Source organism: Yersinia fenwicki (assembly GCF_043099325.1).
In the GTDB taxonomy this organism is placed as follows: domain Bacteria; phylum Pseudomonadota; class Gammaproteobacteria; order Enterobacterales; family Enterobacteriaceae; genus Yersinia.
In genome coordinates this window covers 2,778,602-2,793,189 of sequence record NZ_CP170755.1, presented here as the reverse complement: position 1 = coordinate 2,793,189, position 14,588 = coordinate 2,778,602, and the positions used below count along the sequence as shown (strand labels likewise).

The window sequence follows — 14,588 nt, the reverse complement described above, 5'->3', positions numbered from 1 at the left end:
AGCAGCCTGTCAGATTAGGTTTAGCCTTGTGCCTTATGGTGTTAGATCAAATCGAACTAATACAGATTAACATCTGCCCGGAGTGCCAGCAGCCGCCGTTCCAAATTATCCAGTCTTTCTTCGAGGTCATAGCTCTGCTGCTCAATATCTTCCAGCGTTTCTGACAGAACATCACGAAGCAGCACAAAACTTGCCTGTAGAGCATAGACAAAATCGCTGCCGCGAGTCAGTAATGCTTCGCGCGGTATGTCCTGCAATGCGGAATGCGTCATCCATGTCACCAGCGCTTTTGCGCTCATTTCAATCAGTACGTCAGAAAGTCTGTCAGTTTCTCTGTTCATTCTGGAGTCCTGTCTATTCTGATGTTGGGGAGTATTTCGTAAGGGCATGATTTCCGGTCATTGCGCTGCGGGTTGGGGCTGGTGGTGATACAGAAGAACTATATGCCGTGGTCTACATCGAGCCGTTGCAACTCGTCGAGCGTGTAGATGCGAAAGACATTCCGGTGGCGAGTTTCCAGCGGGATGTGCTGATGGTTAACGGTCACGTGCCTGATGCTGTCAAACAGCCGTTCAAGGCCGAGTTTTTTCTGCGGGTCCGGCACGATATAAAAAACGTAAATCCAGTCTTTCCGGGTCCGGGCCACTAAATGGCTGGCGATTATCGACTGGTAGCGAGCTCTGGTTTTCAGACGACGCTCGGTCTCAATGGCGATCACGGCGCCGCCGGGAAGGGTGATCAGCCCGTCCGGGCGGTGACTAACCTGGTAACGGCTAAGGAAGGTTGTGCGATCGCCGTTGACCCACCCTGACGCGCCTTTTTGCTCAAGGGTGATCCGGGCCACCTGATTATCAAGGTGATGCTCCAGTGTCCAGCCGGTGATTTTTGAAGGTTCAAACCGCGCCGGGAAAATCGCATCGTCGGGGGTTAACACAACGGCCAGTCCGTCACTGGTAATGCCCCACAATGAAATTTTCATCGTGCGCGATACCAGTACATGCTTTTTTATTAAGCCCATTCCCTCGACTTTTGAAAGAAGGGAATACAGCGATTTATGATCCCTGAAGCCAAACAGCAGCATCAGTGTTTTAAAGTCACTGTACGTTTCTTCTTTCAGGAAATTCAGCAGTCGTTGTATTTTTTCGCGGTGTCGCGTCTGGCGTTCGCTATATGTGGTGATCAGCATCATTCCCCCTTTAAAAATCCAGCAATGACGGGTTTTCTTCTTTGTTGGTATTCGGTGTTGTCGTGTTTTTTTCATCCGTATCAAAAAAAAGATCGGGTCGCGTTGTGGTGATATCCGTCTTTGATGCGGGGCCGGGGTAAGTTTCCTCCTCGCTAAAATCCAGGGTGATGTTTACCGTTGCGGCGGTGGCGGTAATCGCGGGCGACACGGCACTGATCTCCAGTTCGCGTTTTTTCACCCTGATTGGGGAAATCAGTGAGGCGGAGGGAAGTGTTCTCGTCGTAAAGATAAAGCTGACAAAATCGGGTAAGTTCAGGATCATATTGCTGTCGGTAAAGAAACGCTCGGCCTGCCTGATGGTGCGTTCATCGTCGATAGTCTCTGTCAGCACGGCGTCGGTTTTCGCTTTGCGGACCTCATCATCGACTAATATAGTACCGGACATTCTTGCCACCCATTCGGCGGTATCTGGATCCATGACGCGATAAACCAGTTTGAATTTGGCGTTCTCAACGACCGCGCCCACTACGGCATCACCTTTCAAATCTGCCGGGCAGTCTTTTAAATCGGCAATCGACTGCTGGTCCATAATAATATGCACGCCTTTATCGCGTGCGGCGCCTAAACCTTCCAGCGCGGGCCTGGATAAATGGTATTTCAGTTCGGAAAGATAAATAGCAATGGGACGGGGCACGTCTTTCACTCGCTCGCGCCTTTCTGCCAGCTGGTACAGGCGAACCAGCAGCATGCGCTGCGCGGTGATAATTTTGCTGTTTCGCATCGAACCGATGACATAACAGCAACCGCCTTCCTCAAATATCGTATTAAGTGAAAATCCGGTGGGGGCATTAATGGCATTGAGTAGGGCCAGCTCTTCAATTTTCCCGAAGAAGGCTTTTATTTTATCTGCAATGCCCTGAACGTAGTCGCCGTTATACACATCACGAATAGTTGCGGTGGCATGTTGATTAACAAACTGCGCGGCTATTCGGGCCGCTTTCCGGTCGTCAATCCGATAAAAGTCAGATTCCTGACCTTTCTCTGCCAGGCTGAACCCGGCAACAAAAAGCTCTTCCAGTTCATCGGCGGTGATCTCTTCTATCAGGTTTAGCTGGTATTGGGGTTTTCGCAGGTCAATTAAGGCAAAAGTCTTACCCGCATCCTCGCAGGCTTTGCGGTAAAGGTGGGGTACCCATTCATCATCCTTGGGGTCCATCACAAATACGCCTTCACCAGCCAGAATACTTTGATAAAGCAATATCCCGGTGGCCACCCCTTTACCGGCCCCAGTGGTGCCGATAATATCCGCGTGTTGTCTCTGCCAGTCTTTTAACGGCAGGTACATCGGCTGAATATCGCGGTCAATGCCGATAAATAACCCTTTGTTCAGGTCGATATAATCCAGCGGGTCATAATGCAGTGTTTCCGGCAGCAGTGATTTCACCGTGCGGACATCGGTGCGCAATTCCCGTTCAAGCACTGTTTTCCTGACGAGGCGTTTCTTTATTTTGTCTAATTCAGGGGTTAATACCCTACGCAGCAGAATATGGAAAATAAAACCTGTTACGGTAAAGGTAATCAGCACCGGCCATGCCAGAACCGGAATGCTGTCGACGACCCGGCCTTGATAAAGCCACTGGAAAATCCAGATAACAATCGGGGCCATCGTACCGGAAAGAAAACACAGCAGGGAAAAAGCAATAATCAGCTTTTGCCACAACGGGGCTTTTTGCCGTTCATCGCTTTTCATCGACGCGAAAAACGGCATCGTCAGCCCCGATAACAGCGCCAGCATCAGCTGATGCTGTTGCATAAAAGCCATGAAGCTCAGCGCGCCATTCACTATCAGCGACAGTGAAACGGCCAGCTTATTCAAAATCACGATGCCTCCTTCGTCAGCAGTTCGCCCCATGACATCGCCCCATCGGTTCGCCCCACGGTGTCGGGCGAAAAGGCGGGGCGAACGTCAGGGACGAAGAAGTTGGCCGCGTTGCGGCCATGTGCAGGAAAGCATGCTTACCTGCACGAAACGGCGTGCGCCAGTACATGCGGGCTGGACGCCCTTATTGCCTGTCGCATGGGGGTAATGTCGCAACTGGACGCCGCGCCAAAACCCCCAATTTCAACGGCGGCACACCGTCGCCCGCTACGCGCGACCAACCCCTTTAAGACGGTCGCTTTCGCCTTTTTATTCCCTTTGCTCGTTCCTCGCAGCGTGAATAAAAGGGAAGCTGACCTTTAAAGGGGTTGGTCGCGCCACGCTACCGGCTTTTGGCCGGAGACTTAGCCACGACGGTGTGCGGGGCTGTGCCCCCCAAATAAACCGCTATCGTGGGCGATAGCTTTTCGCTCGCTGGGGCGGCGAAATTTATTCGGCTCCCCCGGCCAGCTCGGTTCACTTGGGGGTGAACGCTCGCCGGTGGGTTCGGTGACGCAAATTAGCCATTTCTTCGAAATGTAATTTACTCGCCTCACACCACTTTTTAATTCCTGCTGAGCGCACGAATTAAAAAGCCTAAACCCGTCACGCCCTGCGCCGGACTTGCCCAAATTCCCTGTGAAATTTGCCCACGCCCCAGCGGGGTTGCTTCGCCATCCTTTGCTAAATACAGGTGGTTTTTCGGTTAGTATTTACGGGCAGGGTATTTTGTCGCGGAGAGGGATGTTTCTATCTTCAATATTCGCTATAACGAATTTCAATCAGCGTGTCCTGATAACTCTGGCGACTCTCTTCAATACTGGTTTCATCCAGATTAAATCCGCGTCTGTTTGCTTCCTCTATGAGCGTCAGCCTGTCGGTTGCGTTCAGGGTGCAGAGCAATGGCAATAACTGACTGATGACGCGATAGTGATAAATTTCGTAATAAAGTCCACATCCGCGCATAGCCCCTTTTTCAATCCGCTGAATAATGCTGGCGGCGCGAAGGGTATCACCCCGCTGATGTGACCAGGGGTGTTGAATAAATCCGGGTTTCGTCATGATGATAATCCTCTTTTATCCACCACGGATGCGACCAAATTTACTGATGATCTGGTTGATGATTGCCGGATTTTCCGACGAGCATTCGAATAAAAATGATTTTCTTGGGTCAGCGGTATGGTCAGGCATAAAGCCGTGCCTGTTCTTTTTCACAATCTTAAAGAAAGACTGTTCAGCAGAATGACATTCCTGCCGCCGCTGTTACCCGTTGTTTTACCGTATAGGCATAAAACTACTTCACAGGCATCGGCGGCTATCACCGGAGATGAAAATATTTCCATGCTGCAAATTAGCATTGCGAGGGCTATTGCCTTATTCATATCAGTCACCCTTGTGGGTATATATTGGATTGTGTTTTTTATATGTTAAAAAGATGGAGTTGTTATTTTTCTGTAGGAGAGGGGGCTATTTAAATATCTCCTTCATCTTATTCAGATGAAGCGGCTTAAAATAAATATCGCCTATTCGGCGGACATCACCGGCAATATCAATGCTGACGATCACGTCGACGCTCTTAAGTACCTTGCGTAACAGCACCTCGAACGGAATGTTCTGGCAGTTCGGGTTTTCATAGCAGCGGTCAATAATGCCCTCAATACATTCTTCCGGGCTGCCCGCGTGCATAGAGGTAATGAGCCCCTCATGGCCGGAACCGACGATTTTCAGCGCGTCCCAGGCTTCACCCCCGCGAATTTCCGCCAGCAGAATACGGTCGGGGTTCATACGGTAATTCGCCCGGATCAGTCTGCCGGGGGTGACAATGGCATCCTCTCCGGCATCCGCCGGGTAAAACAGATGAACATAATTGGCGTGGTGGTAAAACAGGATTTCGGGGTTATCTTCGATGGTGGTCAGCCTGAGATGCGGCGGAATATAGTGCAGCAGCGTTTTCATGTAGGTGGTTTTACCGGAGCCCGTTTCACCGACGATAAAAACCGTCTTGCCATACTCCACCGCCTTTTCCATAAAGCGGGGAATATCCCCGCTGTGGTAGCACCGGGCCAGTTCAGCGTCTTTACTTTCCGGCTGCTCCTTACCGGAGATACGGTTATAAAACCCTGCATCAATCCACGACTGATGCTTTTGCTGCTCAAATGACGGTTTGCGCAGCGTAATGGACACCGTGTTACGCTCGCAGGCAGGGGGCATGATGGCCTGAATGCGCTCACCGGATTCAAGCGTGGCGGACAGAACAGGGGACGTATCATCAATGTTATCCTCCTGCCACGACGCCAGCGCTTTGGCAAAGGCGTAACACTGGCGCAGCGTGACAGGAACGTCATGCTTCTGCCATTTCCCCTTAATTTTGGTGTGAAGTTCACCGGGTCGGTTAATCGCAATTTCAGTCAGCCCCTCCGTCGGCAAGAAATCACCGAACAGCTGATTTTTCATAAAATCCAGCGACAGGTTTTCAGCGTTCATACCACCTCTTTTTCAGCCGCAACTGCCAGACGGATGAGAAATCAATATCGGTACCGGTCATGATGCCGATAACGTCACCCTGATTCAGATACATCGTGGGCGGGATATTGATGCTGTTGTCCAGCGTCGTTTTCGCCATTTCGTCCGTGGCGGCGCGGGTGTTTTCGGTATAGTCGGTATTGCGGTCTTTTCCCGGTGCCGCATCCGCCGCCGCTGCGGCCACGTCCTGCACGGTGCTCAGCATCAGTGCATTACCGAACCGTTCCCAGAAATGGCTATCAATCCAGCCTGCGATCCCCGTTTCACCCAACGGGCCGGTAGCGTCTGTATCGGTCAGCGGGATTTGCAGGCTGCCGGGCTCAGGCGTGCGCAGTTCCGTCCACAGTATAAACATTCGGCTACGGCCATGCTGCAGCGCCCCGGTGCGGTAAATGCCCCGGGCGACGGTGCCCGCCGGCAGAAGCTTCACGTGATTGCTGGCGCTGAAGACATCCTCACTGATCAGGCAGGAGATATGGCCACCCACGTCGGAAACGAAGCGCCGCATCATTGAACAGGGAATATAGCGGTCAACGGGAATATACAGATCGGGATCGAGCTCCAGCCGCCTGACTCCGGTCACTTTCGCTACGCCCGGGCTGGCGATTTCAGCATTCGCAGCCGATCCGGTCGTTGGATTTCCGGCGTCCGTGCAGCGTAACCGGCCATCCTTATCTTTGATCATCACTGATGTACACGCGGCATATGTGTCAGCCGGCGGACTACCGGTTGACACAGAGCTGCTACCTGGTGTGTTTTGAACCGTCAGCACGTTGTTCTCCTGGGTCGTACTGGCCGTGCCGTTTAGCCCGGCAGCCAGCGCCGCCGCCTTATTCAACAGGGGCGGTTCCGGTGATGCTGACGCAGCGGCTGGGGCCTGACTTGCCCGGTCTGCTGTCGCTTCCGGCTTGTGCTGGCCGAACAGGCCGAATGGGTTGCTGTCCATACCGAGGTTTTTGCGCTCATGCTGTACCGCGCCGTTTGACGGCGGCGGCGCGGAGTCTGCCGCGTTACCATCACCTCGTTTCAACGCCAGCAGAAGGCGATCGCCGCCGAGCGCCAGCGCAATCAGCAGGACCAGGCTCAGCAGGGTGACAATCAGCGTGCGGCGACCAGAGGACTTTCGAAAACGAGTCACCTCAGGCTGGCCGGGCCGGTGCGATGGCTCCGGCTCTCGTTGGGCCATCTCCGCGCGGGCGCGTTGGCGGGCCTCCGCTTCCCGCTCTGCTGTGGTCTTTTCCGGTTCTTCCGGGGAAGGAGTTTCTGTCATTTTGCCTCCAGCGTGACGTTGGGGGAGACGGTGTCACCGCTGGCGACCGCCATTCTCCCGAAGGCCGCGTTTTCAATCCCTACCACAGCAGGGCCGTAGCGCAGCACCAGGTCTGGCGACAGTGCGCGGACCACCATCACGGTGTAATTCCCCTGACTGACAATTCGGGGTGTCACCGCATGTTCCTGACCGTTAACGACCAGGAAGGTGGAGGGCAGGGTTTTGGTGGGGGAAAAGCCAAGGTAGGTAAAGCGACCATCGTCGTAAGTGAAATCAGGTGCAATGGACGCCGAACCGGCGGCCACCCGTTTGGTGTAACGCCAGTTGCGCGGCGCGGTGGTCTGCCTGAATGCCGCCGCTATCCGCTGCTTTTCCTGCTCTTCCTGCAGCCTGTTCAGGCGTGTGGCGCTGGCCGCGTCGGATTGTTGGCGGGCCTCAGCCGGATAGTGGTAGCGGATAACGAACGCCTGTGCGGGCGAATCGTGGTCCAGCACGTTCAGCTCCAGGCTGTAATCACGCTTTGACGTCACCACAAAGAGGTTGGTCTTCCAGTCCTGTGCGGTCGGCAGGAAAACCTGACTGATGTTGTTGCCGCTGGCGTCCGTGACCGGCTGCGTTATTGGGTTCGGACTGACGCCGACCCGGTTATCGCTTTTGGTCACCGTCCAGCCCTTGGGGAAACCTGCCTGCGCGTCAATCACCACTTCATCGTCGTCAAAAAGCAGCGTGGTGACGTAGCCGGGTCGGGTATTCACCACGGTGGCGTTCTGGCTGTTGTAAGGTACGTTCTGCATCCGGCTGTCGTACCCGCTGCCGCGTGGCGTGGCTGCGCCCCACACAGCGCATGACGCGAGGATAAGCCCGAAAGAAAGCAGTATTTTCAGCATCATTCGCTCCTCAGTTCTTTATCGCGCTGGTAACTGGTGACGATGAACCCAAGTGGGTTCACTTCTCGCTGACTGTCCGTCAGCTGTTTGCGGGGAAGGTAGCGCCAGGTCAGGCGGATATTCCAGACATCTGTTTTTACCGAATTATCTGCAATGCGGCGAAGGGTGCGCTTAATTCGCAGGGTGGCAAGACGATCGGGAGCCGTTGCGGGAGCATGGACGTTGGAAATAATGTCGACAGAAACTACATAGTCCGCCTTATTGAAAATGACATCCGGCGCCTGGTCACCGTTAAATCCGTCCAGATACTCTTTATTCACGCTGTCACTGTTGAATAACTGCACCTCATCGTAATCGCGCTGAAGAGAAAAATAGTTATACCCTTCGCGCAAGGTGACGTAATGCGCCGCCAGCGAATGCGCCAGCGCTTCCTCGGTGGAAATATCACGCTCTTTAATGCGGGTCATGTATTCATAGCGCCCGGTCTGTTTATCCACTGACCACAATTCGATTTCGGTGGTTTTCAGCGGCATCAGAATAATCACGGCGGCTATCGCCAGTCCGGCCAGCGTAAATCCGACCGCCGCCATTGCCCATGCAGTCTTCCTGGCACGCTCCTCCTTTTCCAGCATGATGTATTCAAATGAGCGGGATACATTGATGATTTTCTCAACGTCAGGCATTGGGAGTCAGCTCCTGGATAATGGCCGGGGAATTAACCGACTGCGGGGAGCCGGATACCGGCGGGAGATTGCCTTTATGCTGTGCGCAGCCCGCGAGCACGCACAGTATCAGGAGGAAGATGCTGAATTTCATATCAGACCCTTATGTGATGGATGCAGGAATGCTGCCCCGATGGCGCAGGCAACAGAGAGGCAGTAAGGTGAAATTAACGACCAGAAGGGTTCAGCGGTTACGCTGCTGATTGAAGCGTTTCATGCTTTCGATGGCGGCGGCACGCTTTTGCCATGCTGTTACAGCTTTGCCGGTTCCGGTGGCGATAAGTCTGCCCGCTGCGGCGGCGGCCACCGCACCCCCTTTGGCCGTCATCCGGGCACCGGTGGCCCCGGCCTTCATGCCCGGTCTGGCCGCGTCGGCGGATTTGCTCGCCAGCCCGCTCAGACCACTCATGGCAGCGCCCTGTAATACGGCCTGCACGGCGGCACCGCTGAGTGCATTGGCGATCTTCGCGGAAAAATACACCACGACACCCGCTGCAATCCCGGCCAGCAGACATTGCGCCGCCAGCGTCACCATATTGCTGATATTGGACATTTGGGTGGCCGCATCAAGGATTTTATTCAGATAATTGATGGCGATGCGGACAGACAGCGCAGAGAACATGATTGTTAATATTGCCGTAAATATTGTTTTCAACCAGTTATCAAACATCGGTTTAATAAAGCCATACAACAGGCAGAAAATAAATATCGGGGCGGTGGTGGCCATTAACAAAATAGTGATTTCGGCGAGGAGGTTGACAAACGTGGCGGCCAGTAACAGAACGATTGCACCACCCCATACCAGTACCTCGGCAAGGCCACCGTTCAGTTTGACGTAAGTGGAAGTATCCAGATTAAACAGCGTTTGTCCCAGCGTCTGTGCCTTTTCCCAGACGGTATCGAGCAGCGCCCAGACATTATCATCGCCGCTAATCCCATCCTTGAGCCCTTCAATAGCAGCAATGCTCGCATCCAGCCAGCCGTCGCGGTTTAAAACAAAGGTGGTGATCAGCAACATGCGTCCTACATCCCAGACAACATCTTCCACTGGCGTCTGGAGTTTTCCGCCCAGCGTCTGATAGCCGCGATACACAATAAACAATGTGAAGGAACTGACGATAATCACACTGATCATGGCGCCGTAGGTGTAGGACTGACCTTCTAAAACAGCGTTGAGACCCTCCATGATGCTTTTGTCCATACCAACAAAAATACCACCGGACATGGTGCCTCACTTGAGATGGTAAGAGGTGGGGAATAGAAAAACAGGGAAGGATCCCTGTTTATGACGGAGGAGGTGTTACTGAGTGACCGTTTTTCTTTTTTCAGCTTCCTGCCGAAAAACCGTTTCGAATTTTTCCTTGATGCCGGGCTTGCCTGTTTGCGCGAACATAATCGCTGCCCGTTGAGCAAATTCGCAGTTATCGCTTGCCTCGCCATCTTTGATGCATTGCGTATAGACCATATAGGTTTCATCGGGATGCTGCTTGTACCAGGCTTCGGATTTCGGTTCCTTACAGCCTGACAGCAATATCGCACCTGATATTACGCATAAGGTTACTATGGGCTTGAACACGTTTGACCTCCTTATATATTATTAAGGTCAGCAACAGGCGCAGTTAACTGCTGCTGCTCAAAGGCTTTCTGTCTTTGCTGTTCCAGCAACGTGGTTCGCTGTTCGGCTTGTTTGACAGACATTTCCCACTGGTTGGTCAGCGCATTTAACTGTACGCTTTTTGCCGCGATAGCGTTAGCCAGGTCTTGTGACTCTTTCGAGTCCTGCGCATTAGAAATACGGTCGGACAAATCTGATATATCGCTTAGTGTGCCAGTGATCTTGTTTTCAACCTCCGCGGTATTTTCTATCGCCATTGCCTGATTCAGGATCATTTGTTGGCAGCTGTCTGTTAGCGTTTGCGATTTTATTCCCTCCTGTTCCGCGCTGCACACGCTGAAGGATTTGTATTTACTGTAAAGATGTTGAAGTTCTGTAGAGTACGAGCCGTTGTGATTGGTTAACAGGTTATCCAGTGAAATACCGTTTTTGCGGAGATTATCAATATCAGTTTTAAGGCTTCTGGCATCGCTGAGAAACCCCTGAATATTCCGCACGCCCGTCGCGGTGGCTAATTGCTGTTTATAGGCGTTAAGCTCGTTTTTATAATGGGTGACGGTATCTTCCCATTGCTGGAGTTTTTGTACCCACTGATTGATAGATTCGACATTTTGCACGGCGTCGAATACCGGTATTCCGGCGCTGAACGCCTGGGTTGAAATAAACAGCGATAATGCCAGCATGATATGGCGGGTCTGCATTTTCATTACCTCAGTCATGGCTATTACAGGGCTTGCTCAAGGAAGGCGTCTTTCCAGTCATCGGGTTGCATCCCTTCCTGATAAAGGGCGTCAAACAATTTCAGGTTGTCTTCGCTCCCGCTCAGCATCCGGGTGATTTTTCCGAGGCCCGATAGGTCCATTTTCGCCATCGACACAAAAGGCCGGGTTTCACCGGCCCACAGGGGCGTTTTCAGGATCACCATATAACGCTCTCCCGGGTCAAGGTGTCTGACGATGTCATACACGCTGTCCGGCACCTTCATCTTTTCCACGTAATCGGCACGGCTGGCCTTCGGGTTGGCGAGAAAAATCTGTGTGCCGCACTGTTCAATAATCGCCGGAGCGATGGGGTGTTTGACGATTTCATCAGGCGACTGGGTGGCGGGGACAAAGATGCCGTTCAGCTTGCGGATGACTTTCAACATATTGAGCGAGAACCGAGAAAATTCCACGTCGGCCAGCCACTTCCAGAACTCGTCCATGAACATCACCAGCCGGCGACCGTCCAGCAGGCCGGTAACGCGGTACAGCAGATAGAAGGTGATGGGACCACGAATATCGTCATCATCCAGAAACTCCGTGCCGTCGATGCCCACGTTATCGATGTCGCTGATATCGAAGGTGTCCGTTTCGTTGTCGAATACCCAGCCGAACTCACCGCCCTGCGCCCACTGTTTCAGTCGAATGCGCAGCCCGTTTGTACGGGCCTCCTTCGTCGGCGGCTCCGGCAGGACTTCCAGCAGGCGCGTGATGCCGTAACGGCGATACTGCGGCGGGTAGTCCAGCATAATGGTGTCCACGGCGGTACTGATACGCTCCTCATCGCGAGGATCGAGTGGTTTGCTATTGCGACGACACAGCATCCGCACCAGCTGCTTGATAAAGCTGATGTTCCGTTTGGTCGGCGCAAGCGCAAATGGATTAAACCCGGTAGGGACGCCAGTACGGAGTCGGAAGTAGCGACCGCCCATTTGGCGTATCGCCATCTCCGCCGCCCGGTCCTTGTCGAAATAGACGGTGGTTAGCTGCTTGTGAGGGGCCGATTCGGAAAACGTCGCCGGATTGCGGTACTTCTGCATCAGTTGCTGCATCACGGTCATCAGCATCGTTTTCCCGGAGCCGGTTTTCCCGATAATCGCCGTGTTCCCGGGTGTTTTTTCGTTGAAGTCGTCCCGTCCTGCCTGGCTGTCGTGCAAATTCAGGTAATACCCGCCGCCGCCGGGGGAGGTCATGATGGCAATGGCCTCCCCCCACGGATTGCCGTTGCGCTTGTGGGGGTGAAAGTTATGCAGGCTCGCCATATCGGCAAAGTTCTGGCTGCTGACGGCTACCAGCCGGGGGCGCAGCGTATACACACCCGGCAACTGCGACAGGTACGCGGCAGGAAGCGACAGTGTGGACAGGGTGGTCATAATGCCGAGGTCGGCGAAGGGCTGCGCCAGCGCGTTGGCGTCCTTCACCACCTGGTCGGCGCTGTCTGAGGATACCAGCAGAGAAAAGTGGTATTTCCCGCAGGACACGTGCCCGGACTGGAGCAGGTCGCGCAACACAATCAGCTCTTCGCGCTGGGAAAGGGCGTCGTCGGCCGCTGAATTCAGGCGTTTTTCTGCGAGCCGGATATGGGTTTGTGCTTCATCTCGCGCCATGCAGGTGAACGACTGCGTCATCACGTACTCACTTTCCGCGTACAGCAGCGCATCCAGCAGGCCGGTCGCGGTGTCAGGTGAGTAGTCCTTGATTTCCAGACTGCGGAAGAAGCGGGAGCCGCCGACCGTCTGGCACTCGGCGGTATCGGTGGTGAAAAACACATCCGGCGTGCTGAGTGTGTCGTAAAACGGCGAGCGCGTGACCGCCACCTTTTGCCACTGGCCGGTGAGCAGGCGGTGATAAAAGGAAAGCTGGGAGGAGTAAACTCGTCTGTTTTCTTCATACACCTCCAGCGGCGTCGCCGTATAGCGGGACAAGGCAGAAGCCAGCGCATCCCGGTATTCCAGCATTATTTTCAGGGCATCATCCAGCGCCGCAGTGCGTTTACCGGACGGCTGCGCCTTCATGGCCTTTTTCTCAAGGCGTGAGAACGGCGCATAGCACAGGGTGAAAAACAGCCGGTGCCGCCAGAGCGGTTTTTCCTTTATCGGCTGATAATAAAGCGCGGTGAGGTCGTCCGAAAAGGGAATGCCTGAATTTGCCGCGAAGGCGTCCTGGTATTTTTCCCGAATACGGTGAAGATAAAAGGTGACCGGCAAGCCCTCATACGAACGGATCACGTTATTAAGATGGGTTGACATTAACGTCAGGTGATGTTCATCCTCGCATTCAAACACCGTACCGCCCAACTCCCAGGTAGAAACTAAGTCGCCGTGGCGGTTTCTTATTACCTGGGGGTGAACATGGGAGGAGTACGGAATATGTTTATCCAGCGTAACGCGCTCGTTTAATTTCATCTTCTTAATAAACTCCGAAATATCGACGGCGTCATAGCGGTTTGCCAGCATGGCATTGGCACCGAAATGCTTATTGGTGGCAAACCGGCCCCGGGTTTTAAAGGCCAGCCAGAGTAGGCCAAAATAATGGATATCCGTTCTGGCCTTTGCCTTCATCTCCAGCCAGGCCGGAATGAGCAGCAACACAAGGTAATAGCTGAGGTAGACAGACAGCAGGACGATGGCCCCGCTGACTATCACGAACGGCACGAGGGGAATGCCGGCTATGGCGGCAGGCCGCGTCAGTGCTTTGTTCAGCGTAGCCATCGCGGCCTCCTTTATGATGCCCAGTATGCACCGAAGCCTGACGCGCCGATGATAAGGATGGCGCCGATGATGACGTTGCGCATGTCTTGCAGGCTCTTGCCGTCAAACAGCACTTTGTATCCCACCCACATTGTGGCTAACGTAATGGTAACGGCGGCCAGTCCGAGCAGGCCGGTGGAGGTATTGCTCAGCGTGTCATTGGCTTTATTAAATCCGCCTTCTGCCGACAGAGCCGGGGCTGTCAGTAATACGAAAGAGAGAGGACGGGCCAGTAATTCTGTATTCGTTTCATCATTGTTCCTCCTGGGAACCGGGGATGAGTAACGCACCGCGTATCACGGCGTTGGGGTAGTGCAGGGAGAGTGGCGAGGAAGATGGGGTATCGGGGAGGTCACCGCGCAGTAAGTTGGCGGGGTAATGGATTTCCTGCATGGCCTTTTCGGTGGCAGGTTGCTGCCGGTTTTCCCGCGTTGACGGCACGGCGTAGCCGATGCGCTGGATGTAGCTGGTCTGGTTAAACGCGGATTCCGGCTGTTGGCCGGTCGTGAAATTTCCGGAATAGTAACAACTGAGCGCACGTTTCAGAGAGCCGCCGCGGCGGTAGCAGTCGGTGAGGATGCGCTCAAAGATGGACAGGTTAGTACAGGGGTTAAGAAGATCGCGAGCAGTCACGCTGTAGTGACGGAAATTGGTGCTGGTGATTTGCATCAGCCCGACCGAATAGCGTCGACCCTGTGCCGCCAGCCGTCCGATGAGGCTGACGGTCTCATCCCTGCTGGCGGGGAAATGTGAAATCACACCTTTGCCACCGGGCAGAATTTCAGCGATGGCATACGGATTCAAACCGGATTCGACCCGTGCCACATCAAGTGCCGTAGTCGGGTTAATGCTGGCTGCGCACTGCATTGCTGCCGCCAGAAATGCGGGGGTGGAAAGCATGTGAGCCTCGGAATGGTAACCGGGTAACGCGTACCGCCATCAGACGGGACAGGGCC

General features: G+C 53.8%; 14 protein-coding genes and 1 pseudogene. All 15 read right to left on the bottom strand.

Translation table 11 applies throughout. The features are described from left to right. Positions 1 to 56: 56 nt before the first annotated feature. A complete protein-coding gene (locus ACF3VQ_RS12870) occupies positions 57 to 341 on the bottom strand; it encodes a hypothetical protein (RefSeq protein ID WP_392431344.1) in 285 nt (94 codons plus the stop codon). A gap of 98 nt (positions 342 to 439) precedes the next feature. Beyond that, positions 440 to 1,186: a MobC family replication-relaxation protein gene (gene mobC, locus ACF3VQ_RS12865; RefSeq protein ID WP_050915008.1), complete on the bottom strand. Its 747-nt coding sequence runs from the start codon at positions 1,184 to 1,186 to the stop codon at positions 440 to 442. 10 nt (positions 1,187 to 1,196) lie between these two features. After that, a complete protein-coding gene (locus ACF3VQ_RS12860) occupies positions 1,197 to 3,068 on the bottom strand; it encodes a type IV secretory system conjugative DNA transfer family protein (RefSeq protein WP_392435571.1) in 1,872 nt (623 codons plus the stop codon). Between the two features lie 792 nt (positions 3,069 to 3,860). Beyond that, positions 3,861 to 4,166 carry a hypothetical protein gene (locus ACF3VQ_RS12855; RefSeq protein ID WP_392431343.1) on the bottom strand — a complete coding sequence of 102 codons (306 nt, stop codon included), beginning with the start codon at positions 4,164 to 4,166 and terminating at the stop codon, positions 3,861 to 3,863. A 15-nt stretch (positions 4,167 to 4,181) separates the two neighbouring features. Further along, positions 4,182 to 4,486, bottom strand: a pseudogene (locus tag ACF3VQ_RS12850) (TrbM/KikA/MpfK family conjugal transfer protein). Positions 4,487 to 4,571: 85 nt separating this feature from the next. Next, positions 4,572 to 5,588, bottom strand: coding sequence for a P-type DNA transfer ATPase VirB11 (virB11, locus tag ACF3VQ_RS12845; protein ID WP_392431341.1), 1,017 nt, complete (start codon positions 5,586 to 5,588; stop codon positions 4,572 to 4,574). Further along, entirely contained in the window at positions 5,578 to 6,897 is a 1,320-nt protein-coding gene (virB10, locus tag ACF3VQ_RS12840) for a VirB10/TraB/TrbI family type IV secretion system protein (protein ID WP_392431339.1), read from the bottom strand. The genes virB11 and virB10 overlap by 11 nt, the downstream gene beginning before the upstream one ends. Beyond that, entirely contained in the window at positions 6,894 to 7,787 is an 894-nt protein-coding gene (virB9, locus tag ACF3VQ_RS12835; RefSeq protein ID WP_392431337.1) for a P-type conjugative transfer protein VirB9, read from the bottom strand. The genes virB10 and virB9 overlap by 4 nt, the downstream gene beginning before the upstream one ends. After that, positions 7,784 to 8,467, bottom strand: coding sequence for a virB8 family protein (locus tag ACF3VQ_RS12830; RefSeq protein WP_392431336.1), 684 nt, complete (start codon positions 8,465 to 8,467; stop codon positions 7,784 to 7,786). The genes virB9 and ACF3VQ_RS12830 overlap by 4 nt, the downstream gene beginning before the upstream one ends. 223 nt (positions 8,468 to 8,690) lie before the next feature. Further along, positions 8,691 to 9,731 (bottom strand): type IV secretion system protein, encoded by a 1,041-nt coding sequence (locus tag ACF3VQ_RS12825; protein WP_392431334.1) that lies wholly within the window; start codon positions 9,729 to 9,731, stop codon positions 8,691 to 8,693. A gap of 75 nt (positions 9,732 to 9,806) precedes the next feature. Then, positions 9,807 to 10,082 carry an EexN family lipoprotein gene (locus ACF3VQ_RS12820; protein WP_392431332.1) on the bottom strand — a complete coding sequence of 92 codons (276 nt, stop codon included), beginning with the start codon at positions 10,080 to 10,082 and terminating at the stop codon, positions 9,807 to 9,809. Positions 10,083 to 10,093: 11 nt separating this feature from the next. After that, positions 10,094 to 10,822 (bottom strand): type IV secretion system protein, encoded by a 729-nt coding sequence (locus ACF3VQ_RS12815; protein WP_392435569.1) that lies wholly within the window; start codon positions 10,820 to 10,822, stop codon positions 10,094 to 10,096. 23 nt (positions 10,823 to 10,845) lie between these two features. Continuing rightward, on the bottom strand, positions 10,846 to 13,593 hold the full coding sequence (locus ACF3VQ_RS12810) for a VirB3 family type IV secretion system protein (protein WP_392431330.1): 2,748 nt from the start codon (positions 13,591 to 13,593) through the stop codon (positions 10,846 to 10,848). Positions 13,594 to 13,604: 11 nt separating this feature from the next. Further along, positions 13,605 to 13,865: a TrbC/VirB2 family protein gene (locus ACF3VQ_RS12805; RefSeq protein ID WP_392435567.1), complete on the bottom strand. Its 261-nt coding sequence runs from the start codon at positions 13,863 to 13,865 to the stop codon at positions 13,605 to 13,607. A gap of 19 nt (positions 13,866 to 13,884) precedes the next feature. Further along, entirely contained in the window at positions 13,885 to 14,532 is a 648-nt protein-coding gene (locus ACF3VQ_RS12800; protein WP_392431328.1) for a lytic transglycosylase domain-containing protein, read from the bottom strand. Positions 14,533 to 14,588: the final 56 nt, after the last annotated feature.

Coding starts and splice junctions, on each gene's coding strand:
- ACF3VQ_RS12870 (WP_392431344.1), bottom strand. CDS start 341: ATGAACAGAGAAACTGACAGACTTTCTGACGTACTGATTGAAATGAGC.
- mobC (WP_050915008.1), bottom strand. CDS start 1,186: ATGCTGATCACCACATATAGCGAACGCCAGACGCGACACCGCGAAAAA.
- ACF3VQ_RS12855 (WP_392431343.1), bottom strand. CDS start 4,166: ATGACGAAACCCGGATTTATTCAACACCCCTGGTCACATCAGCGGGGT.
- virB11 (WP_392431341.1), bottom strand. CDS start 5,588: ATGAACGCTGAAAACCTGTCGCTGGATTTTATGAAAAATCAGCTGTTC.
- virB10 (WP_392431339.1), bottom strand. CDS start 6,897: ATGACAGAAACTCCTTCCCCGGAAGAACCGGAAAAGACCACAGCAGAG.
- virB9 (WP_392431337.1), bottom strand. CDS start 7,787: ATGATGCTGAAAATACTGCTTTCTTTCGGGCTTATCCTCGCGTCATGC.
- ACF3VQ_RS12830 (WP_392431336.1), bottom strand. CDS start 8,467: ATGCCTGACGTTGAGAAAATCATCAATGTATCCCGCTCATTTGAATAC.
- ACF3VQ_RS12825 (WP_392431334.1), bottom strand. CDS start 9,731: ATGTCCGGTGGTATTTTTGTTGGTATGGACAAAAGCATCATGGAGGGT.
- ACF3VQ_RS12815 (WP_392435569.1), bottom strand. CDS start 10,822: ATGCAGACCCGCCATATCATGCTGGCATTATCGCTGTTTATTTCAACC.
- ACF3VQ_RS12810 (WP_392431330.1), bottom strand. CDS start 13,593: ATGGCTACGCTGAACAAAGCACTGACGCGGCCTGCCGCCATAGCCGGC.
- ACF3VQ_RS12800 (WP_392431328.1), bottom strand. CDS start 14,532: ATGCTTTCCACCCCCGCATTTCTGGCGGCAGCAATGCAGTGCGCAGCC.